Source organism: Sphingomonas prati, from assembly GCF_014643515.1.
In the GTDB taxonomy this organism is placed as follows: Bacteria; Pseudomonadota; Alphaproteobacteria; order Sphingomonadales; family Sphingomonadaceae; genus Sphingomonas_R; species Sphingomonas_R prati.
The window spans coordinates 797,378-821,167 of record NZ_BMJP01000001.1 but is presented as its reverse complement, the minus strand read 5'-3'; the positions used below and the strand labels follow the sequence as shown (position 1 = coordinate 821,167).

Genomic DNA, 23,790 nt, shown 5'->3' with positions numbered 1-23,790 from the left:
CCATGGCTGAGGCCTACAAGATCATCGATCACGTCTATGACGCCGTTGTGGTGGGGGCCGGAGGCTCCGGCCTGCGCGCAACGATGGGGATCGCTGAATCGGGCCTCAAAACGGCCTGCATCACGAAGGTGTTTCCGACGCGCAGCCACACGGTCGCGGCGCAGGGCGGGATCGCCGCCTCGCTCGGCAACATGGGTCCGGATCACTGGACCTGGCACATGTACGACACCGTCAAGGGTTCGGACTGGCTGGGCGATCAGGACGCGATCGAATATCTGTGCCGCGAGGCCCCGGCCGCAGTGTACGAGCTGGAACATGCCGGCGTGCCGTTCAGCCGCACGACCGAAGGCAAGATCTACCAGCGCCCGTTCGGCGGCATGATGCAGAACATGGGCGAAGGCCCGCCCGCACAGCGCACCTGCGCCGCCGCGGACCGCACCGGCCACGCGATGCTGCATTCGCTGTACCAGCAGAGCCTGAAGTACGACGCGGACTTCTACATCGAATATTTCGCGCTCGACCTGATCATGGAAGACGGCGAGTGCCGCGGCGTGATCGCGATGTGCATGGAAGACGGCACGATCCATCGGTTCCGCGCCCATTCGGTCGTGCTGGCGACCGGCGGCTACGGGCGCTGCTACTTCTCGGCGACGTCGGCGCATACCTGCACCGGCGACGGCGGCGGGATGGTGCTGCGCGCCGGCCTGCCGTTGCAGGATATGGAGTTCGTGCAGTTCCACCCGACCGGGATCTACGGCGCGGGCGTGCTGATCACCGAAGGTGCGCGCGGCGAGGGTGGCTACCTGACCAACTCCGAAGGCGAGCGGTTCATGGAGCGCTATGCCCCGTCCGCGAAGGACCTGGCGTCGCGCGATGTCGTGTCGCGGTCGATGGCGATGGAGATCCGCGAGGGTCGCGGCGTCGGCAAGGACAAGGACCACATCTACCTGCATCTGGATCACATCGATCCGGCGGTACTGGCCGAACGCCTGCCCGGCATCAGCGAGACCGGCAAGGTGTTCGCGGGCGTCGACCTGACGCGTCAGCCGCTGCCGGTGACGCCGACGGTGCACTACAACATGGGTGGCATTCCTTGTAACTATCACGGCGAAGTCGTGACGTTGAAGGACGGCAACCCGGACTCGGTCGTGCCGGGGCTGTTCGCGGTCGGCGAGGCAGCGTGCGTTTCAGTCCATGGTGCGAACCGGCTGGGGTCGAACTCGCTGATCGATCTGGTCGTGTTCGGTCGTGCGACCGGCCACCGGATCAACGAGATCACGAAGCCGGGTGCGCCGCACAAGCCGGTGTCGAAGGAAATGGACGATTTCGCGCTGACCCGGCTCGACCGGTTCCGCAACTCGAGCGGTGCCGAGACGACGGCGGCGATCCGGCTCGACATGCAGAAGACGATGCAGGCGCATGCCGCGGTGTTCCGCGACACGAACTTGCTGAACGAGGGCATCGAGAAGATCGATCGCGTGCAGGCGCGGCTGACCGATGTCGGCGTGGTGGATCGTTCGCTGATCTGGAACACCGACCTGATCGAGACGCTGGAGCTCGACAACATGCTGCCGCAGGCGGTGGTGACGGTGCACAGCGCCGCGAACCGCCACGAAAGCCGCGGCGCGCACATGCACGAGGATTATCCCGAGCGGCATGACGACGAGTGGATGAAGCACACGATCAGCTGGTTCGACAAGGGTCATGTCACGCTCGATTATCGCCCGGTGCACGACTACACGCTCACCGATGACATCGAATATATCAAGCCCAAGGCACGGGTTTACTGATTGGACGGGAGGCCCGGACCGGATGGTTCGGGCTTCTTCGTTTGGCGGGACTGGGAAGGAAGCTGGCATGGCTGGCGAGAACGAGATGCAATCCGGGCGCAGGCCCGCGCCGCGGACCGTGATGTACTGGATGATGGCGCTGGTGCCGTTCTTGGTGAGCGGTTTCGTGCGGCAGGTGCCGGCGATGGCCGGACGCGACGCGGCGTTCTGGCAGGGGATCGTGGTCGGGCTGGCGCTGCTGGTCGGGGTTGCGGGGCTGGTGCTGATGGTGCGCACCACGCGCGGGGCCTCCTGATGGCCGAGGGTTTCGAGCGGCACCGCCAGCCCTGGACGCAGGACGAGATCCAGAAGCTCCACAAGTTCGCGGCGAAGGGGATGGCGATGAAGGCTATCTCCAAGGCGCTGACGCGGAGCGAGGAGTCGATCAAGGAACGCGCGAAGGTCGACGGGCTGAAGATTTCCAAGCTGCGGTAGGCGGTGCTGGTCGGCTGGCTCGGATAGTGATCCCACCGTGCCGGCAAGCCATAACGGGTCCGACCGACTAAGATACCCCACCCCGTTTGGTTCGAACTTGTCGAGAACTCAGCGCAGGGTTCTCGACAGGCTCGAACCAAACGGGGTGGGGGTAGGGTTTGATGCGCTTCGGCTGGACGCGTTGGCATGCTTGGCGGGTTCTCGACAGGCTCGAACCGAACGGAGGGGGTGGGTCGGTCGAGCGGTCTCGCCGTCGGATGGGCCTATTGGACCCGGCACTCGACGCCCTTGGCGGACGCGGCAGTTTCGCCCGGCTTGAGGGGCGCCAGCGTCGCCTGTTGCAGGCCGCGCGTCCACCATTGCCATTTGTCGCCGACATAGCGTGCGCCGCTCGCCGCGACGGCGGAGCGCATTTCGGTGGTTTCGTCGCCGATGTGGAGGGTGAGCGTTTCGGGGTCGACGAACACCGCGCGCACCGCGCGGCCGTCGGCGCAGAGGAAGCGCGCGCCCTGGCCGGCGTCGGATGCGGCGACCGGGGTGGCGGTGTCGACCATGTTGCTGGAGGCGGTGACGGTCGATCCGCTGCCGCAACCGGCGAGCAGGAGCAGGGGAGCCAGGCGTTTCATCGAAACGGCGGTTCGTCGAACGCGCGCAGCTTGCGGCTGTGGAGCTGGTCGCCGGCGGCGCGCAGTTCGCCGATCGCGGCGATGCCGATCCGGAGATGCTCCGAAATCGCGCGTTCGTAGAAGCGGTTGGCCTGGCCCGGCAATTTGATTTCCCCGTGAATCGGCTTGTCGGATACGCACAGCAAGGTGCCATAGGGAACGCGGAAGCGGTAGCCCTGTGCGGCGAGCGTTGCCGATTCCATGTCGATCGCGACCGCGCGGCTCTGGTTGAAGCGCAGCGCGGAGCGGGTGTAGCGCAATTCCCAGTTGCGATCGTCCGTCGTCACCACGGTGCCGGTGCGGAGCCGGGCCTTCAGCACCTCGCGGCTTTCGCCCGAGACGATTTCCGCCCCGCGGACGAGCGCCTGCTGGACCTCCGCGATCGGCGGGATCGGGATTTCGGGGGGTAGCACGTCGTCCATGACATGATCGTCGCGGAGATACGCGTGCGCCAGGACATAGTCGCCGATCCGCTGGCTGGGGCGCAGGCCACCGCAATGGCCGATCATCAGCCAGGCCTCGGGCCGCATCACGGCGAGATGGTCGGTGATGGTCTTCGCGTTGGACGGGCCGACGCCGATGTTGACCAGCGTGATGCCGGCACGGCCGGGCGCGATCAGGTGATAGGCCGGCATCTGGTGCTTGCGCCACGCGCTGTCGTTGATCGCGAGTTCCGGGTCTGCATTGTCGGCGGTCAGTTCTAGCCCGCCGGCGCAGCTGAGCGCGGTATAGGGGCTGTCGCCGGTCACCTGCGCGCAGCCCCAGCGCACGAATTCGTCGACGTAGCGGTGATAGTTGGTGAACAGGATGTAGTTCTGGACATGCGCCGTCGGCGTGCCGGTGTAGTGACGCAGGCGGGCAAGGCTGAAGTCCGTGCGCTGCGCATCGAACAGCGCGAGCGGGTGGGGGACACCGGGGCCGCCCTCCCATAATCCATCCGCGATCTCGTCGCCGATGTGGGCCAGTTCGTTCGCCGGGAAGATGCGGGCGAGTTCGGTCGCGGCGGCGCTCGACAGGTCGACGTCGTGGCCGGCGTCGAGGACATAGGGGTAGGGGATTTCCTGCCGCCCGCGGCCGACCTCCACCACCGCGCCGTAGTCGTCGACCAGCAGGTCGATCTGGCGCGCGAGATAGTCGCGGAAGAGTGCGGGCTGTGTGATGTTGACGGCATAGTGGCCGGGGCGGGTCAGCCGGCCATAGGCGCGCATGACATGGTCGCGCGGGGTGCCGCCGTCATAGTGCAGGCGCAGTTCGGGGTAGGCGAAGGCGCCGGCGACGCGGGCGGCCTCGTCCGGGCGCTCGCCATGGTCGATGTAGCGACCGAGTGCGTGGCGGAGCGCCACGACGGAGGTGCGGTAGATGTGGTCGAGTTCGTCGACCAGCGCGTAGCTGCGTTCGGATGCCATCGGCGTTTTTACGGCGGGGGCGCGGGGATCGCAATGGTGGTGCGGGGTGCGTTCGCTCCGTCGCCCCGAACCTGGTCCGAGGCGACGGAGGGGGAGTGAAGCCTAGAGCTGCGTCAGCAGATGTTCGGCGGAGCTGACGCGGAAGTCGCCGGGTTCCTCAACGTTCAGCTGCGTCACGACGCCGTTGTCGACAATCATCGAGAAACGCTGGCCGCGGGTACCCATGCCGAAGCCGCTGCCGTCCATGGTCAGGCCGAGCGCCTTGACGAAGTCGGCATTGCCGTCCGCCAGCATGGTGATGCCGTCCGCTTCGCCGTCGCGTGCCCAGGCGGCAAGGACGAACGCGTCGTTGACCGCGGTGGCGGCGATTTCATCGACGCCCTTGGCGCGCAAAGCGTCGGCCTGTTCAACGAAGCCGGGCAAATGTCGGGCGGAGCAGGTTGGCGTGAAGGCGCCGGGGACGGAGAAAAGCGCGACCTTGCGGCCGGCGAACCAGGTCGCGGTCTCGACCGGTTCGGGGCCGTCCGGCGTGACCTTTTGCAGGGTGGCCTGGGGGATGGTGTCGCCGATGCTGATCGTCATTCGTGTCTTCCTTCGGAGCGTGTTGCGACCTGTAACGCGTGCGCGGCGCGAAGGTCCCTGGCGATCAGCCGCGTGCTGCGGTTTCCATGCGCCAGCGCATGAAGCGCGGGGCGAGCCGCGGGGCGATGCGCATGCCGATCAGCGCGGCGCGCCAGACGGGCGTCTGGGTGCGCGGCGCGGCGCGACGCAGTTCGTCGATCCCCTCGCGCACGCGGCCGGCCATGACGAGCGCCTCGCCGCACTCGAACGCGATCTCCGACTCGATCGATTTGCGCATGGCCAGGGCGGTTTCGCATTCGGGGCGGCCGGTGAGCCGCTGGACCGCATTGTCGTAGACCGCGGCAACCGCACGGAGGAGCGGCAGGCGCGCGGCAGACAGCGAATCCGGGCGGCGGCGGTACCGATGGAGCGCCTGTGGCACGACGCCACAGGCCCAGCTATTTTCGAGCAGACGGATCCAGAGGTCGAGATCTTCAGCCGATTGCAGATCGTTCGACCAGCCACCGACCGAGCGGAGCGCGGCCGCCTTCAGCATGCACGCGGTGAAGACGTTGAACTGCCGTGTCAGCACGCGATCGAGCGTGGCCGGCAGGGCCTGCGGCGAGACGCTGGAGAAGGAGAGCCCATTGAGTTTTGCGTTGCCGAAATAGATCGCGTCGCACGTGACGAAGCCGATGTCCGGATTGGCGGCGATCGCCTGTGTCATGACCGCCAGATAGTCGGGCAGGTAGATGTCGTCACCGTCGAGCAGGGCGATCAGCGGCGCGCGGGCATCCTCCAGCGCCCGGTTGCGCGCCGCGGAAACCCCGAGGTTGGCGGTGCGGATCAGGCGAATGCGCGAGTCGCAAGCGAACGGCGCCATCGCGCCAAGCAGATCGTCGGGCGACCCGTCGTCGACCACGATCGCTTCCCAGTCCGGCATCGTCTGCGCCTGCAACGACAGAAGGGCATCCGCGATGAACGCGGCGCAGCGATAGGCGGGCACCAGCACGGAAACGGCAGGGACAGGCGGGGTCGGCATAGACCGCGTTCCGTACGCCCTAACCCGTTACCCAACAATGTAATTGACAGTAATCTGCTGTTTAGGACGAGGCAGAGGATGGTCGAACGCGACGGAGGCGGGGTGACGACCGGGATCGACGGGGATAGGATTAGGCCATGGATCATCCGCGTTTTCTATCCGGCCAGATGCTGCTCGCCATGCCGGGAATCGGCGATCCGCGGTTCGACCGCGCGGTGATGGCGATGTGTTCGCACGACCCGGACGGCGCGCTGGGCATCGGCGTCGGCCGGACCATCCCGCAGATCGGGCTGCATGGTTTGCTGGCACAGGTCGAGATCGACGTGGGGGTGGCGCCGGACGTGCCGGTCCATGTCGGCGGGCCGGTGGAGCCGCAGCGCGGGTTCGTGCTGCACGGGCAGGACTGGGGCGGGCAGGATACGTTGCATGTCGGGAAACGCTGGGCACTGACCGGTACGCTGGACGTGCTGCGTGCGATCGCAGCAGGGCGCGGGCCGAAGCGGTTCCTGGTGGCGCTGGGCTATGCCGGCTGGACCGGCGGGCAGCTTGATGAGGAGATGACGCGCCACGGCTGGTTCGCGACACCGGGGACCGACGAGCTGCTGTTCGACACGCCGGCCGAGGCGCGTTGGGACGGGCTGTTCCGTGCGGCGGGCGTCGATACGCGGATGCTGGCGAGCGAGGCGGGGAACGCCTGACGATCCGGCCCCGCGGGGCCTGGGTTTCGGATATAAAGACATCTTTATATTTGCATCTCCGCCGGTCGGACGGTAGATGGCCGCCATGAACGTCGCGCCCCTGCGCGATCCATATTGGGAGACCGCTTGTGGCCACCATGACCGCCGACACCTTCAACGACTATGTCATCCAGGACATCTCGCTCGCCGAATTCGGCCGCAAGGAAATCGAGATCGCCGAGACCGAAATGCCCGGCCTGATGGCGCTGCGCACCGAATTCGGCGCGACGCAGCCGCTGAAGGGCGCGCGCATCGTCGGTTCGCTGCACATGACGATCCAGACCGCCGTGCTGATCGAGACGCTGACCGCGCTGGGCGCCGACGTCCGCTGGGCATCGTGCAACATCTATTCGACGCAGGACCATGCCGCCGCCGCGATCGCCGCGACGGGCGTGCCGGTGTTCGCCATCAAGGGCGAGACGCTTGCGGAATATTGGGACTATGTCGAGCGCATCTTCGACTGGGGCGACCAGACCTGCAACCTGATCCTGGACGATGGCGGCGATGCCACCATGTTCGCGCTGTGGGGCGCACGCCTGGAAGCCGGGGAAAGCCTGCCCGAGCCGGAGAATGACGAGGAAGTCGAGTTCCAGCGCGTCGTGAAGGCGTTCATCGCCAAGCGCCCGGGTTACCTGACCGAGACCGTGAAGAACATCAAGGGCGTGTCGGAAGAGACCACGACCGGCGTTCACCGCCTGTACGAGATCGCCAAGAAGGGCATGCTGCCGTTCCCGGCGATCAACGTGAACGACAGCGTCACGAAGTCGAAGTTCGACAACCTCTACGGCTGCAAGGAGTCGCTGGTCGACGCGATCCGTCGCGCCACCGACGTCATGCTGGCCGGCAAGGTCGCGACCGTCGCCGGCTTCGGCGATGTCGGCAAGGGTTCGGCCCAGTCGCTCCGTAACGGCGGCGCGCGCGTCCTCGTGACCGAAGTCGATCCGATCTGCGCGCTGCAGGCGGCGATGGAGGGCTTCGAAGTCGTGACGATGGAAGAGGCCGTGACGCGCTCCGACATCTTCGTGACGGCGACCGGCAATGCCGACGTCATCACCGCCGACCACATGGCCGCGATGAAGCCGATGAGCATCGTCTGCAACATCGGTCACTTCGACAGCGAGATCCAGATCTCGGCATTGTCGAACTACGAGTGGACCGAGGTCAAGCCGCAGGTCGACCTGGTGCGTTTCCCGGACGGCAAGCAGATCCTGATCCTGGCGAAGGGCCGCCTGGTCAACCTGGGCTGCGCGACCGGTCACCCGTCGTTCGTGATGTCGTCCAGCTTCACCAACCAGGTGCTGGCGCAGATCGAATTGTGGACCAAGCCGGGCCACTACGCGAACGAAGTGTTCGTCCTGCCGAAGCATCTCGACGAGAAGGTCGCGATGCTTCACCTCGAGAAGCTCGGCGTCAAGCTGAGCAAGCTGACCGACAAGCAGGCGAGCTACATCGGTGTTTCGACCGAAGGCCCGTTCAAGCCGGACCATTACCGCTACTAAGCGACGAAGGGCGCGCCCGACTGGCGCGGCCTTTCGACAAACGAGCCCTTCCTCCACGCCGGAGGGAGGGCTTTTTTGCGGCTTGGCGTAGCGCCGTGCCCCCCTCTACAAGCGACGGCATGAAAGCGATGCGCGGCAGATCGTCATGGTGACCCTGAGCCCCGCGGCCGTCGCGGGGATCGCCACGATCCTGGCCGCGTGGCTGGTCGCTGCGGTGGTCGCCACGCTGTACGGGTTGCGGCGTGCGGCGGCGGCGCGCGGGGCGACCGCGGAGGCCGAGCGGCTGACGCTGCTGCTGCGCGATGCGCCGGCGATCCCGCTCCGGGTCGCGGCGGACGGGCGGCTGGACGCGCCTGCGCGGCTGGGCGACTGGCTGGGGCTGCGCAAGCTGCCGTTGTATCTGGTCGACTTGGGCGGGGCGGACGAAGGGCTACCGCTGGACGAGGCGGTGGCGCTGGCTGAAGACGTGCGGACCGCGCAACGTAGCGCGCGCCCGTTCCAGCGGACTTTGCACCCGCAAGGTGGCAAGCGCGTGCTGGTGGTGCGCGGCCGGCCAGCGGGCACGGGGCGGGCGGGCGAGATCCTGCTCTGGGTGTTCGACGACACCGACAGTCGCCGCGAGATCGAGCTGCTGAGCGCGGAGACGGAGCGGCTGGGGCAGGCGGTGGCTGCGATCTCCTCGCTGATCGAGGCGGCGCCGTTCCCGATGTGGCATCGCGGGCCGGACCTGCGGCTGGCGCTGGTCAACGGGGCCTATGTCGCGGCGGTCGAGGGGCGCGACGGGGCGGACGTGGTGACGCGCGGGCTGGAACTGGTCGAGGGGCAGGCCGGACGCGGCCCGCTTGCGGCAGCAGCCGAGGCGCGTGCGCAGGATCGCGTACTGCGCCGGACGGTGCCCGCGACGATTGCGGGCGCGCGGCGGATGGTGCGGATCACCGACGTGCCGCTCGGGCCGGGCGGGGTGGCGGGCTATGCCGTCGATGTCGAGGAGTTGGAGGAGGCGCGTGCCGACCTGAACCGTTTCGCGCGGACGCAGCGCGATTTGCTCGACCGGTTGTCGGCGGGGGTGGCGCAGTTCGCGGCGGACCGGAGCCTGGTGTTCTACAACCATCCGTTCCTGCGGATGTTCGCGTTGCAGCCCGAATGGCTGGCCGATCGGCCAGAGTTCGACCGCGTGCTCGACCGGATGCGCGAGGCGCAGCGGGCGCCCGAAAGCCGCGATTTTCCGCGTTGGCGGATGGAGCGGCGTGGCTGGTTCACCGCGCCCGATGCGGTCGAGGAGAACTGGCTGCTGCCGGGCGGATCGCATTACCGGTTGCTGGCGCAGCCATTGCCGGACGGCGGCTTGCTGCTGATCTTCGAGGATCGGACCGAGCAGCTGCAGCTGGCGAGCGCGCGCGACACGTTGCTGCGCGTGCGGACCGCGACGTTCGACAACCTGTTCGAGGCGGTCGGCGTGTTCGCAGCGGACGGTCGGCTGCATCTGTGGAACAACCGGTTCAAGGATGTCTGGGGGCTGGCGGATGTGGAGCTGGCGCAGAGCCCGCGGGTCGATGCACTGGTCGAGTCGGTGGCACGACGGCTGGCCAATCCGAGCCGCGCGGGGCTGATCCGCGAACTGGTGCGGATCGCGACGATCGAGCGGCAGCAGCGTTCGGGCCGCGTCGAGTTCACCGACGGGCGGCATTTCGAGTTCGCGGCGGTGCCGCTGCCGGATGGAAACGCGCTGTTCACGATGCTGGACATCACCGCGAGCCGCGGGATCGAGGCGGCGTTGCGGGAACGGGCGGAGGCGCTGGAGCAGGCCGATCTGCTCAAGACGGCGTTTGTGGCCAATATGAGTTACGAACTGCGCGTGCCGCTGACCTCTATCTCTGGGTTCGCAGAGATGCTGGGCGGCGGTTATGCTGGCGTGCTGGGCGATACGGCGAAGGATTATGTCGCGGCGATCCTGTCGTCGGTCGCGCGGCTGTCCGCGCTGATCGAGAATATCCTGGATCTGACGCAGAGCGAGGCGGGGAGCCTGCCGCTAGCGGCCGAGACAGTCGATCTTGGCGCGTTAGTCGCCGATGGGGGCAAGCAGGCGCGTGCGGCGGCGAAGGCGGTCGGGCTGGACCTTGCGGTGGAAATCGTGCCGCCGCTCGGCACGGTGACGGGCGATCCGCGGCGGTTGCGGCAGGTGATCGACCATCTGCTGCACAACGCGGTGCGGTTCACGCCGGGTGGGGGATCCGGCGGTGAGCGGGGCCGCGTGCTGTTCCGCGCGACGCGCGAAGGCGACACGGTCGAGATCGTCATATCGGACAACGGGCCGGGTATCGCGCGCGACCGGCAGGCGCAGCTGTTCGACCGGTTCCGCACCGGGGCAGGGACGGCCGCGCCGCGCAACGGGCGCGATACGCCGGGTCCGGGCCTGCCGCTGACCCGCCGGCTGGTTGAGGCGCATGGCGGCACGATCGTGCTGGCGAGCGAGCCGGGCGAGGGGACGACCGTGATCGTGCGGTTGCCGGCGGACCCGTTGTGAGTGGCGTGGACGCGGTGGTCCTGGGGGATGTGGCGGCGACCGAGGCGGTCGGGCGCGCGCTGGCCGATGTGGTGCGGGCGGGCGACGTGATCGCGCTGTTCGGTGACCTGGGGGCGGGCAAGACGACGCTGTCGCGCGGGCTGCTGGCCGGGCTGGGGCTGGAGGGGGAGGCGCCGAGTCCGACCTTTGCGATCGTGCAGCCTTATGCGCCGCCCGACGTGCGGTTGCCGGTGGCGCATGTCGACCTGTACCGGATCGATGCGCCGGAGGATGCGGCCGAACTGGGGCTGGACGACTACCGCGAGGACGGGGTGTTGCTGGTCGAATGGCCGGAGCGGATGGGGGCGGATGCTTGGGGGGATGCGCTCCGATTGTTCCTGGTCGCGACACCGGACGGCGCGCGTCGCTTGACAGCGGAACGGCCGCCGTCTTGGGAGCAGAGATGGCCACCACGATCGACATGATTCCCCCGCCGCATGCGCCGGCGTTCTTGACCGGGTGCGGCTGGGACGGCGCGGCGATCCTGCCGCTGGCCGGGGACGCGAGTTTCCGGCGCTATTTCCGCGTGCGGCGGGGCACGCAGGAAGCGGTGCTGATGGATGCGCCGCCGGAGCATGAGGATAGCCGACCGTTCCTGACGGTGGCGTCGCATCTGACCGGGATCGGGTTCCGCGCGCCGCGCATCCTGTCGCACGATCTGTCCGCCGGGCTGGTGCTGCTCGAGGATTTCGGCGACCTGCGGATGGCGGAGGCGCTGTCGGCACGGCCGGATCGCGAGACCGAGACGTACCAGGCGGCGATCGACCTGATCCGCGCGCTGCATACGCATCCGGCGGCCGCGGCGCTGCCGCTTTATGATGATGCGGTGTACCAGCGCGAGGCGGGGTTGTTTCCGGAATGGTATGCGCCGGCGGTGGGGATCGCGGTGGATCACGAGGGGTACCGCGCAGCTTGGGACGCGGTGCTGGCGCGGTTGGATCGGGGGCCGGTGGTGACCGTGCTGCGCGATTATCATGCCGAGAATATCATGCTGCTGGACGACGGGGCGCTCGGGCTGCTCGATTTTCAGGATGCGCTGGCCGGCCATCCTGCCTATGATGTCGTGTCGCTGTTGCAGGATGCGCGGCGCGCGGTTTCACGGGAACTGGAGGCGGCGATGCTGTCGCATTACGGGCCGATCGACGAGACCGCCTACGCCATTCTTGGCGCGCAGCGGAATGCCAAGATCCTGGGGATCTTCACGCGGCTGTGGAAGCGCGACGGCAAGGACCGCTATCTGGCGTATCAGCCCCGCGTCTGGCGGTATCTGGAACGCGACTTGCTGCACCCCGCGCTGACCGAGGTGCGGGCGTGGTTCGATGCGAACGTGCCGGCCGCGATGCGTGGCGGTTACTGGCCGGAGGCAGCGTGATGGCGCCGCGGTTGCCAGCAGCGCGGACGCCGCTTTCGCTGAAGTCCGGCGGGTTGCCGGTGCGGACCGCGATGGTGATGGCCGCGGGGCTGGGCAAGCGGATGCGCCCGCTGACCGCGACCCGTCCGAAACCGTTGGTGGAGGTGGCGGGGCAGCCGCTGATCGATCATGTGCTGGACCGGCTGCGCTCCGCGGGGATCGGGCGGGTGGTGGTGAACGTCCATTACCTGGCCGATTCGATCGAGGCGCATCTGGCGCGCAAGGCGACCGACCTGGAGGTAATCGTTTCGGACGAGCGCGCTCAGTTGCTCGAGACCGGCGGCGGGCTGGTGAAGGCGTTGCCGCTGATCGAGGATGACCGGTTCCTGGTGGTGAACAGCGACAATTACTGGGTCGACGGGCCGATCGACGCGATCCGCCTGCTGAGCCAGCGGTGGGACGATGCGACGATGGACGCGCTGCTGCTGATGGTGCCGCTGGCGCGCGCGAACTGCCACCGCGGGATCGGCGATTTCCATATGGCTGCGGACGGGCGGATCCGGCGGCGGCGGCCGGGGCGGGTCGCGCCGTTCGTCTATACCGGTGTGCAGATGGTCTCGCGCCGGCTCCTCGATGGGGCGCCGGAGGGGTCCTATTCGACCAATATCCTGTGGGATCGCGCGCTGGCGGCGGGGCGGGCGTTCGGGATCGTGCATCAAGGGCTGTGGTTCGACGTGGGCGATCCGGCCGCGATCCGGCAGACCGAGGCATTGCTGCTGAACGCCGCGTGATTTTGGTTCGAGTCCGGGCTTTCCTTTTGTTTCGTTCTCGTTAGGTTCCGCGGCTTGTCAGCCAACGTCTTCACCATTCCGCTGCACCGCGCGTTCGCGGATGCGCTCGTCGCCGGGCTGATCGCGCGGGCGGGGGGCGATCAGCTGGTGCTGGCGCGCGGGCTCGTGCTGCTGCCCAACAATCGTGCGGTGCGGACGATGACGGACGCGTTCGTGCGACGCGCGGAGGCGGGGCTGATGCTGCCCCGGCTGGTCGCGATCGGCGATATCGACGGGAGCGAGGCGGGTGCGATGCTCGACCCGATCGGTGAGGACCGCGCGCATCCGCCGGCAATCGATCCGCTGCGGCGTCAGCTGATCCTGGCGCGGCTGGTGCAGCAGGTGCGGCGCGATGCGGCCGACCCGGTCGATGCGGCCGAGGCGATGCGGCTGGCGGCGGATTTGGCGCGGACGCTGGACCAGCTGATCGCCGAGGAGATCGCGCCGGTGCGGCTGGCGGACAGCGTGGCGCCGGAGTTGTCGGAACATTGGCAGGCGTCGCTGACGGTGCTGGAGACGATCCTGGACCGCTGGCCGCGCGTGCTGGCGGCGGCGGGTGCGATCGATGCGTCGGACCGCCACAACCGGATGCTGCGTACGCTGGCCGACCTGTGGAAGGCGACGCCGCCGGCCGGGCTGGTCGTGGCGGCGGGGATCACCGGATCGACGCCGGCGCTGGCCGCGCTGCTGCGCCGCGTGTCGCGGATGGAACAGGGGATGGTCGTGCTGCCGGGCGTCGACCTGGCGATGCCGGCGGCGGAGTGGGAGGCGCTTGGGCCGCATGAGCCGAGCGAGGAGGGCCGGTCGCCTGCGCCGTCGATCGAGACGCATCCGCAATATCATTTGAAGCTGCTGCTTGATCGGATGGGCGTGGCGCGCGGCGAGGTGGCGCGCTGGCGGTATGGCGGTGGTGAGGGCGACGCGCCGGCGGTGCGCAGCCGGGCGATCGGCAACGCGATGGCGCCGGCACGGTTCACGGGCAAATGGCAGACGCTGCCGCCGCGTGCGCGCCGGCTGTCGGGCATCCGAGCGGCGGAGTTCGCGTCGCCCGCGGACGAGGCGCGCGGGATCGCGATCGCGATGCGCGGGATGCTGGAGCAGCCGGGCAAGACGGCCGCGCTGGTGACGCCGGACCGGGCGCTGGCGCGGCGCGTGGTGTCGCAGTTGCGGCGCTGGAACATCGCAGCGGACGACAGCGCGGGGCGGCCGCTGTCCGCGACGCCGCCGGGCGCGCTGCTGCTCGCGCTGGCGGAGGCGGCGGCGGAATCGTTCGCGCCGGTGCCGTTGCTGGCGTTGCTGAAGCATCCGCTGGTGCAACCGGACGACGATCGGCTGGCGTGGCTGGACGGGGTGCGGCGGCTGGACCGGGCGCTGCGTGGGCCGCGGCCGGCGGCGGGGCTGGATGGGTTGAGCGACTATCTGGCGGGCGGCGAGGGGCGCGATACGCGCGTGCGCAAGCCGGCGGGCGAGTGGTGGGCGGCGCATGTCGACATGCTGCGCCCGGTGGAGGCGGCGTTTGCGGGCGGGGCGGAGCTGGGCCCGCTGGTGACCGCGCTGCGTGTGGCGGCGTCCGCGCTTGGGGGCGACGGGATCTGGTCGGGGCCGGCCGGGCGTGCGGCGGCGGACCTGATCGCGGGGCTTGAGGATGCGGCGGTGGACGGGCCTTTGCTGGCGGACGTAACCGCGCTGCCGATCCTGCTGCGCGGGTTGATGGAGGCAGTGGCGGTGCGGCCGCCGCAGGGCGGGCATCCGCGGCTGTTCGTCTGGGGTCTGATCGAGGCGCGGTTGCAGCATGCCGACCTGATCGTGCTGGGCGGGTTGAACGAGGGGACGTGGCCGGCGGCCCCGGCGCCCGACCCGTGGCTCGCCCCGCGGATCCGGCAGGTGCTTGGGCTGCCCGGGCTGGAGCGGCGGATCGGGCTGGCCGCGCATGATTTCGCCTCAGGGCTGGGCGCGCGGCGGGTGCTGGTGACGCGGGCGAGGCGTGATGCGCGCGCGCCGGCGATCGCGTCGCGGTTCTGGCTGCGGATGGAGGCCATGACCGGCGGCATCACGCGCGATCCGCGGCTGATGGCGCAAACCCAGGCGATCGATCATGTCGCCGGGCCGCCGGCCTATGCCGCACGGCCGGCCCCGTCGCCGCCGATCGCGGACCGGCCGCGGCGGATCGCCGTGACGCGGCTCGACCGGTTGAAGGCCGATCCGTACGCCTTCTACGCCGGGGCGATGCTGAAGCTGGACGCGTGGGACATGGTCGATGCCGATCCGTCCGCGGCGTGGCGCGGGACGGCGGTGCATGCGGTGTTCGAGGCGTGGATGCGCGAGGATCGCTGCGATCCGGCAGCGCTGCGCCCGCGGGCGGCGCGGATGCTGGCGGAGACGTCGGCGCACCCGGTGCTGCGCGCGCTGTGGACGCCGCGGCTGCTGGAGGCGATCGACTGGGTCGCGGAACGGATCGCCGAAGGGGAAGCGGAGGGTCGCGTGCCGTTGATCGCCGAGGTGCGCGGCAAGGCGGAGGTCGCGGGGATCGAGTTGTTCGGGACGGTGGACCGGATCGACCGGATGCCCGACGGGCGGCTGGCGATCGTCGACTACAAGACCGGCAAGGCCCCGTCGAAGCGGCAGGTGGAGGCGGGCTATGCGATGCAGCTGGGGCTCCTCGGGCTGATCGCGGAGCAGGACGGTTTTCCGGACCTCAAGGGCGATCCGGCGGCGTTCGAGTACTGGTCGCTGGCGGCGGACGGCGACCGGCTGGGTCATGCGTCGAGCCCGGTGGGGATCGACAAGCAGGGCCGCGGGATCGACCCGGCGGAGTTCACGCGGCTGGCGGCGAGCGTGCTGGGCGAGGCGGTCGACCGCTGGCTGCTCGGCGATGCGCCGTTCACCGCGAAGCTGCATCCGGAATATGCGCCGTATGGCGATTACGATCAGCTGATGCGGCTGGACGAATGGTATGGGCGTAGCGATGGCGCATAGATTCACGCCGCTGATCCCGCTCAAGGGCGACCAATTGCGCGCGTCGGACCCGGACGAACTAGTCTGGCTGTCCGCGTCGGCGGGCACCGGCAAGACGCACGTCCTGACCGCGCGGGTGCTTCGGCTGCTGCTGTCGGGCGTCGATCCGGCGGCGATCCTGTGCCTGACCTTTACGAAGGCGGGCGCGGCGGAGATGGCGGACCGTATCCATGGGCGGCTGGCGGCGTGGGTGCGGCTGGACGATGCCAAGCTGCGCAAGGAGCTGTACGCCCTAGATGAGCCGCATCTCGAAGACTCGACGGTAGCGAAAGCCCGGACCCTGTTCGCGCGCGTGCTGGAGGCGGCGGGCGGCGGGCTGCGTATCCAGACGATCCACGCCTTCTGCCAGACGTTGCTCGCAGGGTTTCCGGCGGAGGCGGGGCTGACGCCGGGGTTCCGGCCGATCGAGGGGCGCGAGGAGGGTGCGCTGGCGCGGCGCGTGCTGGCCGAGATGCTGGTCGCGGCGGAGCGCGAGGGCGACCTGGGGCTGATCCGCGACGTGCAGACGCTGTCGCGTCGGCTGGGCGAGGGGGCGGCCGAGGCGTATCTGATGGAGTGCACGCGCGCGCCCGATGCGCTGGCGGAGCTGGGCGCACGGTCCGGGATCGAGGCGCGGTTGCGGGCGGCGCTGGACGTGCCGGTGGGCGATGTCGAGGAGGCGATCGCGGCGGCCTGTGCGGACGACCAGTTCGATGTCGATGCGCTGTTCGAGATATCGGAGGCGAACGGCAACTGGGGCACCAAGACCGCGCTGGCGCGGGCGGACCGGATCGCGGCGTGGCTGGCGGGTGACCTGCCCGCGCGCGCCGCGGGGCTGACGGAGCTGCATCAGGTTTGGGCGAAGGCGGACGGGGAACCGCGGTCGTTCGCCAAGGGGCAGGCGCCGCAGACGCCGGGTTATGCCGAGACCGCGATGCTGTTGCACGCGTGGTGCGGGGGGCTGCTGCGCCTGCGGGCGGGGGCGGCGCTGGCGGCGCTGGTCGGCGCGGGGCTGCGCGCGGGGCAGACCTATGCTTTGCTCTATGCGGCGGCGAAGCGGCGCGCGGGGCTGGTCGATTTCGACGACCTGATCCGCACGACGGTGAAGCTGCTGACGACCGACGGGATGGGCGACTGGGTGCGCTACAAGCTCGACCGGCAGACCGATCATATCCTGGTGGACGAGGCGCAGGACACCAATACCGACCAGTGGACGATCGTTGCGATGCTGGCGGGCGAGTATTTCGCGGGCGAGGGCGCGCGGCCGAACGTGCGGCGGACGATCTTCACGGTCGGCGATTTCAAGCAGGCGATCTTCGGGTTCCAGGGGACCAATCCGCAGGCGTTCGCGGCGGCGCGGCTGCATTTCGAACGGCATGCCGTGGCGGCGGAGCGCAAGATCCTGGCGCTGTCGCTCGACCAGTCGTTCCGATCGACGCCGCCGGTGCTGGAACTGGTCGACCGGCTGATCGGCGACCTGGGGGCGGACACGCTGGGGCTGGGGCCGGATCACGTGACCGAGCGGCATGCGAGTTTCAAGGGCGGGCCGGGGACGGTCACGCTGCTGCGCCCGCACAGCGCCGACGAGGGCGACCCGGCCGACGATGCGGGCGAAGAGAGCTGGGTCGACGATGCGACGCGCGCGTTCGCCACGCGGCTGGCGCGGCAGATCCGCGAATGGCTCGACGAGGGGCTGATGCTTGAATCGCGCGGGCGGGCGTTGCGGCCGGAGGATATCCTGATCCTGGTGCGCAAGCGTGGGACGCTGGCGTCGCTGATCGTCGCGCGGTTGCATGCCGAGGGCGTGGCCGTGGCGGGTGTCGACCGGTTGCGGCTCGATGCGCCGCTGGCGGTGCGTGATCTGCTCGCCGCGGCGCGGTTCGCGGTGCAGCCGGAGGATGATCTGACGCTCGCGTCGCTGCTCGTGTCGCCGCTGTTCGGGTGGAGCCAGCAGGCGCTGTACGATGTCGGGTTCGGGCGGGCGGGGAGCCTGCGCCAGGCGGTGCGCGAGACGGGCGATGCGGCGACGCAGGCCGGGCTGTCCGACCTGCTGGCGCGGGCGGATTACGAGACGCCGTTCCGGTTTCTCGACCATATCCTGACCGGGCCGCTCGACGGCCAGCGGCGACTGGTCGGGCGGCTGGGCGAGGAAGCGCGCGACCCGATCCAGGAATTGCTGGGGGCCGCGCTGGCGTTCGAGGACGAGGCGACGCCGACGTTGCAGGGGTTCCTCGACTGGTTCGACCGCGGCGAAGTGACGATCACGCGCGATCCGTCGGCGCCTTCGGATGCGGTGCGGGTGATGACGGTGCACGGGTCGAAGGGGTTGCAGGCGCCGATGGTGATCCTGGCCGATGCGACGACCGACCCGGAACTGGCGCCGCGGCGGTCGATCAAATGGGCGTTGGGCGAGGCCGGGCCGGTGCCGGTGTTCCGGCCACGTAAGGCGGAGCTGGCGGGCTCGCTGGCCGACGACATGGCGAGCGAGGCGCAGCGCGAACGCGAGGAGCATTGGCGGCTGCTGTATGTCGCGATGACGCGTGCGGAGGAGCGGCTGGTGATCGGCGGGGCGCTGGGCGTGCGGGCGAAGGGCGTGCCGCCGGAGCGGAGCTGGTACGCGGCGATCGGTCAGGCGATGGCCGGGCTGGGCGCGACGCCGGTGGTCGATGCGATCTGGGGCGAGGCGCATCATCATCGCGGGACCGAGCCGGCCGCGGCGCGCAAGGCAGCGGCGCCGCGGGTGCGACCGGCGCCGCCGGTGCTGGCTGAACCGGGCTGGCTGCGGCGGGCGGCGCCGGAGGAGGCGCGTCCGCCACGGCCGCTCGCGCCGTCGTCGATCGGGTTGGATGCGGTGTCCGATCCGCCCCCAGTCGCAGCGATGCGCGCGGCGGCTGAGCGTGGGCGGTTGCTGCACGCGTTGTTTGAACGGTTGCCGGCGGTCGCGCCGGGGACGCGGATGGCGGCGGCCGATCGCTGGCTGGCGCAATCGGGCGGGGTTGCCGATCCGGTGGAGCGCACGGCTTTGCTGACCAGTGCGTGTCGGATCGTCGACGATCCGGGCTTTGCCGAGATCTTCGGGCCGGACGCGCTGGCGGAGGCACCGATCGCGGCGGTGGTGGACGGCGTGGTCGTTGCGGGCACGGTCGACCGGTTGCTGGTGCGGCCGGACGGCGTGCGGATCGTCGATTTCAAGACGGCGCGGCGCGTGCCGGGCGGGATCGACGCGGTGCCCCGCCATCATATCGAACAGATGGCGGCCTACGTCGCGGCGGTCGGCGTGGTGTTTCCGGGGCGGCCCGTGTCGGCGGCGTTGCTCTATACCGGCGGGCCGACGCTGTTCGAGTTGAGTCCCGAGTTGTTGGCGGCGCACAAGCAGGCCTTCGTGGCGCCGGAGCAAAAGCAGCAGCCGGTCGGTTGAGCCATCAGGCGGCGCGTCCTACATCGGCGTCAACAATCAGGAGCATGACCATGGCCACGAAGAAGATCACCGACACCAGTTTCCACGCCGATGTGATCGCGGCGGACGGTCCCGTGCTCGTCGATTTCTGGGCGGAATGGTGCGGGCCGTGCAAGCAGATCGGGCCGTCGCTCGAGGAACTGTCCGAGGAGCTGGGCCAGAAGGTGACGATCGCGAAGATCAACATCGACGAGAATCCGGATGCGCCGGCACGCTACGGCGTCCGCGGCATCCCGACGATGATCCTGTTCAAGGGCGGCGAGGCGGCCGCGACGAAGGTGGGCGCAGCGCCGAAGAGCCAGCTGAAGAGCTGGCTGGAAGGCGCACTCTGAACTGAGTGCCGAGGCGGGGGAGGAGCGGTTGCTTCTCCCCCGCTTTTTTTGTGCCCGAGCCGGATCAGCCGAACATGACGGTGGCGGCGCGGTCCCAGAGTTCGGGCGTCGCAGCCGCGATGGCACCGACGCCGGGGGTGCCGATCCGGTAGGGGGTGCCGTCCGGACGGGCGATGCGACCGCCGGCTTCCTCGAGGAACAGGCCGCCGGGGGCGTGGTCCCAGGGCCAGGTGCGTTCGAACAGCGCGATGTCGTTCTGGCCCAGCACCAGCCGCGGATATTGTTCGCCGGCGCAGCGCGGGATGGCGACGAGGTTGAGCGCGTCCCGCGAGCGTTCGATGAGGTCCTGCCGGCGTTCGTCGTCGAGATAGTGCAGCGCCAGCGCCGCGACCGGAAGCGGACCGGTGGTCGGCTGGGTCCGGACGCGCTCGTCGTTGACGAAGGAGCCGAGGCCGCGGGCGGCGTGGCACATGCGGTCGGTGGTCGGATCGAGGATCCAGCCGGCCTCGCGCTCTCCGTCCACCGTCAGCGCGATCATGATCGCGAACGGGTGGATGCCCTCCGAGAAATTCTTCGTGCCGTCGAGCGGGTCGATGATCCAGACCGTGCCGTTGCCGATCCCGTCGAGGACGGTGGGGTCGAGCGAGGCGGCTTCCTCCCCCACCACGCGCGCGCCGGGCAGCAGACGGGCGAGCGCGTCGGTGAGCAGCGCCTCGCTTTCCTGGTCGACGATCGTCACGGGGTCGCCGGGCGTCTTGTCGTTGACCTCGTGCGCGGCGAGGTTGCGGAACCGCGGCATCATGATTTCGGTCGCGACGCGCCGCATGAGGCCGGAGACTTCGGTGTGCAGTCCGTGCATGTCAGCTCCGATAATCGGCGTTGATGGCGATGTAGCCGTGGGTCAGGTCGCAGGTCCAGACGGTGGCGGCGCCATCGCCCAGGCCGATGTCAACGCCGATCTCGATCTCGCGGCCGGTCAGGTGCGCGGCGACGGGCGCTTCGTCATAGCCCTCGACGGCCATGCCGGCGGTCGCGACCTGCGTGTCGCCGAACCGGATCGAAAGCAGGTCGCGTTCGGCCGGTTCGCCCGCCTTGCCGACCGCCATGACGACGCGGCCCCAGTTGGCGTCCTCGCCGGCGATCGCGGTCTTCACCAGCGGCGAGTTGGCGATCGACAGGCCGATGCGGCGCGCGCTGGCGTTCGATTTGGCGCCGGTGACCGCGATGGTGACGAACTTCGACGCGCCCTCGCCGTCGCGGACGACGGCCTGCGCGAGCATGCGGCAGAGATCGATGAGCGCGGCGCGGAAGGCGTCGGCAGCGGGGGCCTCGTCCGAGTCCAGCGGGGCGTTGCCGGCCTGGCCCGTGGCGAAGGCAAGGACGGTGTCGGAGGTCGAGGTGTCACCGTCGACCGTGATGCAGGAGAAGGTCGTCGCATTGGCTTCGGCCAGCATCGCCTGGAGGAGCGGCGAGGTGATTGCGCAGTCGGTGAAGACGAAGCCGAGCATGGTCGCCATGTCGGGCGCGATCATGCCGGACCCCTTGACGATGCCGATCAATGTGACGCGGCGGCCGTCGACGATCGCGTGGGTGACGGCGCCCTTGGGGAAGGTGTCGGTCGTCATGATGGTGGCCGCGGCGTCGGCCCAGCTGGCCGGGGGGGCGGCGAGCACCGCGTCGATGCCTGCCTCTGCACGGTCGATCGGCAGGGGAACGCCGATGACGCCGGTCGAGGCGACGAACACGTCGGACGGGCGGCAACCGGTGGTGCCGGCGACGCGCGCAGCGATCGCCTCGACCGCGGCGCGCCCGCGGTGGCCGGTGAAGGCGTTGCTGTTGCCGGCGTTCACGACCAGCGCGCGGGCATGGCCCAAGACGAGTGCGGCGCGGCACCATTCGACTTCGGGCGAGGGGCAGAGGCTCTGCGTCGTGACGCCGGCGACGACGGTGCCCTCGTCGAACGCGGCGTAGGTCAGGTCGGCGCGATCCCAGGCCTTGTACCCGGCGCGGGCGATGCCGAGCCGGACGCCGGCGACCGGCGGCAGATCGGGAAAGGGCAGGGCGAGCGGGGAGAGGTCGGTCATCGGTACTCCTGCGGCGACGGGCGCGGGGGGAGCCTTAGCGTGTTGTGGCGGGAGGGGGAATGATTGGGGGCTTTTGTGTTGGGGGTTCTGAACTTGTCCCCCGTTTGTCCTGAGCAGGAGATGAGCGCAGTCGAAGACCCGTATCCAAGGATGGGTTGCGACGGTGCTTCATCACGTGCGCGGCGCTGCTGAGCCTCCCTTCAGGCGCCTTCGCGGGCCGTGCGTTGCCCCGTGCGGACATCGCGCCATGCGGTGGCCCATGTAGCCATGACGAACAGCATGAAACCGATTTGGGCGAGTAGCTGTGGGCTTGCGAGCACAAATCGGAACAATGCGCCATCGGGGACGTAAGCGCTCGTTACAGCCAGGTTGTGGACGACATTCGCCGTGATGACGAAGGCGGTTGCGGGCACCCCTATGGTCGGCCGGAGGAACAGGAGGGCTGCGACGAGCGGATCGATGACCGTGAGGCTCAACCAGTAAGCGGCGCTGGCCAATGCGGCGCCGTTGTAGTCCCAGAACAGGCCGTGTTGGAGCAGGATGCACGCGTGGTTGAGCCCGGCGAGGACGAGGCACGCGGCCCAGGTGATCCTGATGATGCGGCCGCGGCGTTCCATGGGGCGATGTGGCGCGATCGGTTGGTGGTTATCAAGTCCGCATCCGCGTGTCGGCGTGGTGTCGCAGTCGCGTCTAGGCCCCGGCCTTCGCCGGGGAACTTTCTAGGGTGGTTCCTGGGAAAGTGGTCCGGTCTATTCGCAACAAAAAAGGCCCCGCATTGCTGCGGGGCCTTTCGTTGGCCGACCGGGGTCGGGGTTGGATTAGCGCTTCGAGAACTGGAAGCTACGGCGGGCCTTTGCCTTGCCGTACTTCTTGCGTTCCACGGCGCGCGGATCGCGGGTCAGGAAGCCCGCGGCCTTGACGGCGGCGCGGAGGACCGGTTCGTAGCGGGTGAGCGCCTGGCTGATGCCGTGCTTGACCGCGCCGGCCTGGCCGGAGAGGCCGCCGCCCTTGACGGTGCAGACGACGTCATACTGGCCGCCACGATCGGCGATGTCGAACACCTGGTTGATCACCAGACGCAGCGTCGGACGTGCGAAATACACTTCCTGGTCGCGGCCGTTGACGGTGATCTTGCCGGTGCCGGGCTTGACCCAGACGCGAGCGACCGCATCCTTGCGTCGACCGGTGGCGTAGGCGCGGCCCTGCGCGTCGATGATCTGCTCACGCAGCGGCGTGAACGGCGTTTCCGGCTGGGCCGGTGCTTCGTTCGTCTGCTCGCCTTCGTCGTTGTAGTGAACGACATCGGCCTTGGCGGCCGGGGCGGGCGTCGCGCCGGTCAGCGCGGCGAGGTCTGCGAGCGACTGGCGACCATCGCTCTGGGCGTCATTCTGGCGGTCGTCGGTCATCGTGCACCCACCTTGTTCTTCGGGTTCATCGCGGCGATGTCCATCACCTGCGGATGCTGTGCTTCATGGTCGTGCTCGGTGCCCTTGAAGAGGCGCAGGTTGCGCATCTGCTGGCGGCCGAGCGGGCCGCGCGGGATCATGCGTTCCACGGCCTTTTCCAAGACGCGTTCCGGGAAGCGTCCTTCGAGGACCTTCGCCGCGGTCACGCCCTTGATGCCGCCGGCATAGCCGGTGTGGCGGTAGTAGACCTTCTGCGCAGCCTTGCGGCCGGTGAAGCGCACCTTGTCGGCATTGATGACGATGACATTGTCACCGCAATCGATATGCGGGGTGTAGGACGCCTTGTGCTTGCCGCGCAGGACGTTGGCGATGATCGAGGCGACGCGCCCGACGACCAGGCCATCGGCATCGATCAGATGCCATTTCTTTTCGACGGTGTACGGCGTGGCCGACTTCGTCGTCTTCATCAGCGCCTTCATGGGCGTGCCTTTCAACGGAAACGAGGACGCCGCCCTTCACAGGGCGGCGCGAACGGCCGGTCAATCGCGGAAAGGCCCGAAAGAGTCAAGCAAACCGCGGGTTTCCTGACGGGTATCAGG

General features: G+C 69.1%; 21 protein-coding genes. 12 read left to right on the top strand and 9 right to left on the bottom strand.

Features of this window, described 5'->3' with window-relative positions; translation table 11 throughout:
* Positions 1-2: 2 nt before the first annotated feature.
* The 3 genes from sdhA (at position 3) to IEX50_RS03675 (ending at position 2,264) form a co-directional block, all read left to right on the top strand.
* Positions 3-1,790, top strand: a complete 1,788-nt coding sequence (gene sdhA, locus IEX50_RS03685) for a succinate dehydrogenase flavoprotein subunit (RefSeq protein ID WP_157175604.1) — start codon at positions 3-5, stop codon at positions 1,788-1,790.
* A gap of 67 nt (positions 1,791-1,857) precedes the next feature.
* Complete coding sequence (locus tag IEX50_RS03680; RefSeq protein WP_157175605.1) at positions 1,858-2,085, top strand: hypothetical protein; 228 nt, start codon at positions 1,858-1,860, stop codon at positions 2,083-2,085.
* A complete protein-coding gene (locus IEX50_RS03675) occupies positions 2,085-2,264 on the top strand; it encodes a hypothetical protein (protein WP_157175606.1) in 180 nt (59 codons plus the stop codon). The genes IEX50_RS03680 and IEX50_RS03675 overlap by 1 nt, the downstream gene beginning before the upstream one ends.
* Positions 2,265-2,527: 263 nt before the next feature.
* On the opposite strand, the gene IEX50_RS03670 is transcribed toward IEX50_RS03675, so the two are convergent.
* The 4 genes from IEX50_RS03670 to IEX50_RS03655 form a co-directional block, all read right to left on the bottom strand.
* On the bottom strand, positions 2,528-2,890 hold the full coding sequence (locus IEX50_RS03670) for an MliC family protein (protein WP_157175607.1): 363 nt from the start codon (positions 2,888-2,890) through the stop codon (positions 2,528-2,530).
* Positions 2,887-4,335: an AMP nucleosidase gene (locus IEX50_RS03665; protein ID WP_157175608.1), complete on the bottom strand. Its 1,449-nt coding sequence runs from the start codon at positions 4,333-4,335 to the stop codon at positions 2,887-2,889. The genes IEX50_RS03670 and IEX50_RS03665 overlap by 4 nt, the downstream gene beginning before the upstream one ends.
* A gap of 102 nt (positions 4,336-4,437) precedes the next feature.
* Complete coding sequence (locus tag IEX50_RS03660; protein ID WP_157175609.1) at positions 4,438-4,917, bottom strand: peroxiredoxin; 480 nt, start codon at positions 4,915-4,917, stop codon at positions 4,438-4,440.
* 64 nt (positions 4,918-4,981) lie between these two features.
* Positions 4,982-5,938, bottom strand: coding sequence for a glycosyltransferase family 2 protein (locus IEX50_RS03655; RefSeq protein ID WP_157175610.1), 957 nt, complete (start codon positions 5,936-5,938; stop codon positions 4,982-4,984).
* 137 nt (positions 5,939-6,075) lie between these two features.
* Between IEX50_RS03655 and IEX50_RS03650 the strand changes: the two genes are divergently transcribed.
* The 9 genes from IEX50_RS03650 to trxA all read left to right on the top strand — a co-directional run bounded on the left by IEX50_RS03650 (position 6,076) and on the right by trxA (position 19,701).
* Positions 6,076-6,636 carry a YqgE/AlgH family protein gene (locus IEX50_RS03650; protein ID WP_157175611.1) on the top strand — a complete coding sequence of 187 codons (561 nt, stop codon included), beginning with the start codon at positions 6,076-6,078 and terminating at the stop codon, positions 6,634-6,636.
* Positions 6,637-6,764: 128 nt separating this feature from the next.
* Positions 6,765-8,174, top strand: a complete 1,410-nt coding sequence (gene ahcY / locus IEX50_RS03645) for an adenosylhomocysteinase (RefSeq protein WP_157175612.1) — start codon at positions 6,765-6,767, stop codon at positions 8,172-8,174.
* Between the two features lie 145 nt (positions 8,175-8,319).
* Positions 8,320-10,698 carry a sensor histidine kinase gene (locus IEX50_RS03640; protein WP_157175613.1) on the top strand — a complete coding sequence of 793 codons (2,379 nt, stop codon included), beginning with the start codon at positions 8,320-8,322 and terminating at the stop codon, positions 10,696-10,698.
* The gene (tsaE, locus tag IEX50_RS03635; protein ID WP_373285276.1) at positions 10,695-11,162 is read left to right on the top strand and encodes a tRNA (adenosine(37)-N6)-threonylcarbamoyltransferase complex ATPase subunit type 1 TsaE; all 468 of its coding nucleotides are present in this window, start codon (positions 10,695-10,697) and stop codon (positions 11,160-11,162) included. The genes IEX50_RS03640 and tsaE overlap by 4 nt, the downstream gene beginning before the upstream one ends.
* Complete coding sequence (locus IEX50_RS03630) at positions 11,159-12,109, top strand: aminoglycoside phosphotransferase family protein (RefSeq protein ID WP_157175879.1); 951 nt, start codon at positions 11,159-11,161, stop codon at positions 12,107-12,109. The genes tsaE and IEX50_RS03630 overlap by 4 nt, the downstream gene beginning before the upstream one ends.
* Positions 12,109-12,879, top strand: a complete 771-nt coding sequence (locus tag IEX50_RS03625; protein WP_157175615.1) for a nucleotidyltransferase family protein — start codon at positions 12,109-12,111, stop codon at positions 12,877-12,879. Before IEX50_RS03630 ends, IEX50_RS03625 begins: the two co-directional genes overlap by 1 nt.
* Before the next feature lie 54 nt (positions 12,880-12,933).
* On the top strand, positions 12,934-15,894 hold the full coding sequence (gene addB / locus IEX50_RS03620) for a double-strand break repair protein AddB (RefSeq protein WP_157175616.1): 2,961 nt from the start codon (positions 12,934-12,936) through the stop codon (positions 15,892-15,894).
* Positions 15,884-19,330, top strand: coding sequence for a double-strand break repair helicase AddA (addA, locus tag IEX50_RS03615; RefSeq protein ID WP_157175617.1), 3,447 nt, complete (start codon positions 15,884-15,886; stop codon positions 19,328-19,330). Before addB ends, addA begins: the two co-directional genes overlap by 11 nt.
* A 50-nt stretch (positions 19,331-19,380) precedes the next feature.
* Positions 19,381-19,701 (top strand): thioredoxin TrxA, encoded by a 321-nt coding sequence (trxA, locus tag IEX50_RS03610; RefSeq protein ID WP_157175618.1) that lies wholly within the window; start codon positions 19,381-19,383, stop codon positions 19,699-19,701.
* Positions 19,702-19,765: 64 nt separating this feature from the next.
* Here trxA and IEX50_RS03605 read toward each other — a convergent pair whose 3' ends face one another.
* The 5 genes from IEX50_RS03605 to rplM form a co-directional block, all read right to left on the bottom strand.
* Positions 19,766-20,560 carry an inositol monophosphatase family protein gene (locus IEX50_RS03605; protein ID WP_157175619.1) on the bottom strand — a complete coding sequence of 265 codons (795 nt, stop codon included), beginning with the start codon at positions 20,558-20,560 and terminating at the stop codon, positions 19,766-19,768.
* 1 nt (position 20,561) lies between these two features.
* Positions 20,562-21,785, bottom strand: a complete 1,224-nt coding sequence (gene argJ / locus IEX50_RS03600) for a bifunctional glutamate N-acetyltransferase/amino-acid acetyltransferase ArgJ (protein WP_157175620.1) — start codon at positions 21,783-21,785, stop codon at positions 20,562-20,564.
* Positions 21,786-21,985: 200 nt separating this feature from the next.
* Complete coding sequence (locus IEX50_RS03595; protein ID WP_157175621.1) at positions 21,986-22,402, bottom strand: hypothetical protein; 417 nt, start codon at positions 22,400-22,402, stop codon at positions 21,986-21,988.
* A 201-nt stretch (positions 22,403-22,603) separates the two neighbouring features.
* Positions 22,604-23,191 (bottom strand): 30S ribosomal protein S9, encoded by a 588-nt coding sequence (gene rpsI / locus IEX50_RS03590; protein ID WP_157175622.1) that lies wholly within the window; start codon positions 23,189-23,191, stop codon positions 22,604-22,606.
* A complete protein-coding gene (rplM, locus tag IEX50_RS03585; protein WP_076068515.1) occupies positions 23,188-23,670 on the bottom strand; it encodes a 50S ribosomal protein L13 in 483 nt (160 codons plus the stop codon). The genes rpsI and rplM overlap by 4 nt, the downstream gene beginning before the upstream one ends.
* Between the last annotated feature and the right edge of the window lie 120 nt (positions 23,671-23,790).

What these genes read in the sequence shown, in the direction of transcription:
- IEX50_RS03660 (WP_157175609.1), bottom strand. Translation starts at nt 4,917, where the DNA reads ATGACGATCAGCATCGGCGACACCATCCCCCAGGCCACCCTGCAAAAG.
- addA (WP_157175617.1), top strand. Translation starts at nt 15,884, where the DNA reads ATGGCGCATAGATTCACGCCGCTGATCCCGCTCAAGGGCGACCAATTG.
- IEX50_RS03680 (WP_157175605.1), top strand. Translation starts at nt 1,858, where the DNA reads ATGGCTGGCGAGAACGAGATGCAATCCGGGCGCAGGCCCGCGCCGCGG.
- IEX50_RS03595 (WP_157175621.1), bottom strand. Translation starts at nt 22,402, where the DNA reads ATGGAACGCCGCGGCCGCATCATCAGGATCACCTGGGCCGCGTGCCTC.
- trxA (WP_157175618.1), top strand. Translation starts at nt 19,381, where the DNA reads ATGGCCACGAAGAAGATCACCGACACCAGTTTCCACGCCGATGTGATC.
- IEX50_RS03675 (WP_157175606.1), top strand. Translation starts at nt 2,085, where the DNA reads ATGGCCGAGGGTTTCGAGCGGCACCGCCAGCCCTGGACGCAGGACGAG.
- argJ (WP_157175620.1), bottom strand. Translation starts at nt 21,785, where the DNA reads ATGACCGACCTCTCCCCGCTCGCCCTGCCCTTTCCCGATCTGCCGCCG.
- IEX50_RS03670 (WP_157175607.1), bottom strand. Translation starts at nt 2,890, where the DNA reads ATGAAACGCCTGGCTCCCCTGCTCCTGCTCGCCGGTTGCGGCAGCGGA.
- IEX50_RS03625 (WP_157175615.1), top strand. Translation starts at nt 12,109, where the DNA reads ATGGCGCCGCGGTTGCCAGCAGCGCGGACGCCGCTTTCGCTGAAGTCC.
- IEX50_RS03640 (WP_157175613.1), top strand. Translation starts at nt 8,320, where the DNA reads ATGGTGACCCTGAGCCCCGCGGCCGTCGCGGGGATCGCCACGATCCTG.
- IEX50_RS03655 (WP_157175610.1), bottom strand. Translation starts at nt 5,938, where the DNA reads ATGCCGACCCCGCCTGTCCCTGCCGTTTCCGTGCTGGTGCCCGCCTAT.
- rplM (WP_076068515.1), bottom strand. Translation starts at nt 23,670, where the DNA reads ATGAAGGCGCTGATGAAGACGACGAAGTCGGCCACGCCGTACACCGTC.
- IEX50_RS03630 (WP_157175879.1), top strand. Translation starts at nt 11,159, where the DNA reads ATGATTCCCCCGCCGCATGCGCCGGCGTTCTTGACCGGGTGCGGCTGG.
- rpsI (WP_157175622.1), bottom strand. Translation starts at nt 23,191, where the DNA reads ATGACCGACGACCGCCAGAATGACGCCCAGAGCGATGGTCGCCAGTCG.
- IEX50_RS03650 (WP_157175611.1), top strand. Translation starts at nt 6,076, where the DNA reads ATGGATCATCCGCGTTTTCTATCCGGCCAGATGCTGCTCGCCATGCCG.
- IEX50_RS03665 (WP_157175608.1), bottom strand. Translation starts at nt 4,335, where the DNA reads ATGGCATCCGAACGCAGCTACGCGCTGGTCGACGAACTCGACCACATC.
- IEX50_RS03605 (WP_157175619.1), bottom strand. Translation starts at nt 20,560, where the DNA reads ATGCACGGACTGCACACCGAAGTCTCCGGCCTCATGCGGCGCGTCGCG.
- sdhA (WP_157175604.1), top strand. Translation starts at nt 3, where the DNA reads ATGGCTGAGGCCTACAAGATCATCGATCACGTCTATGACGCCGTTGTG.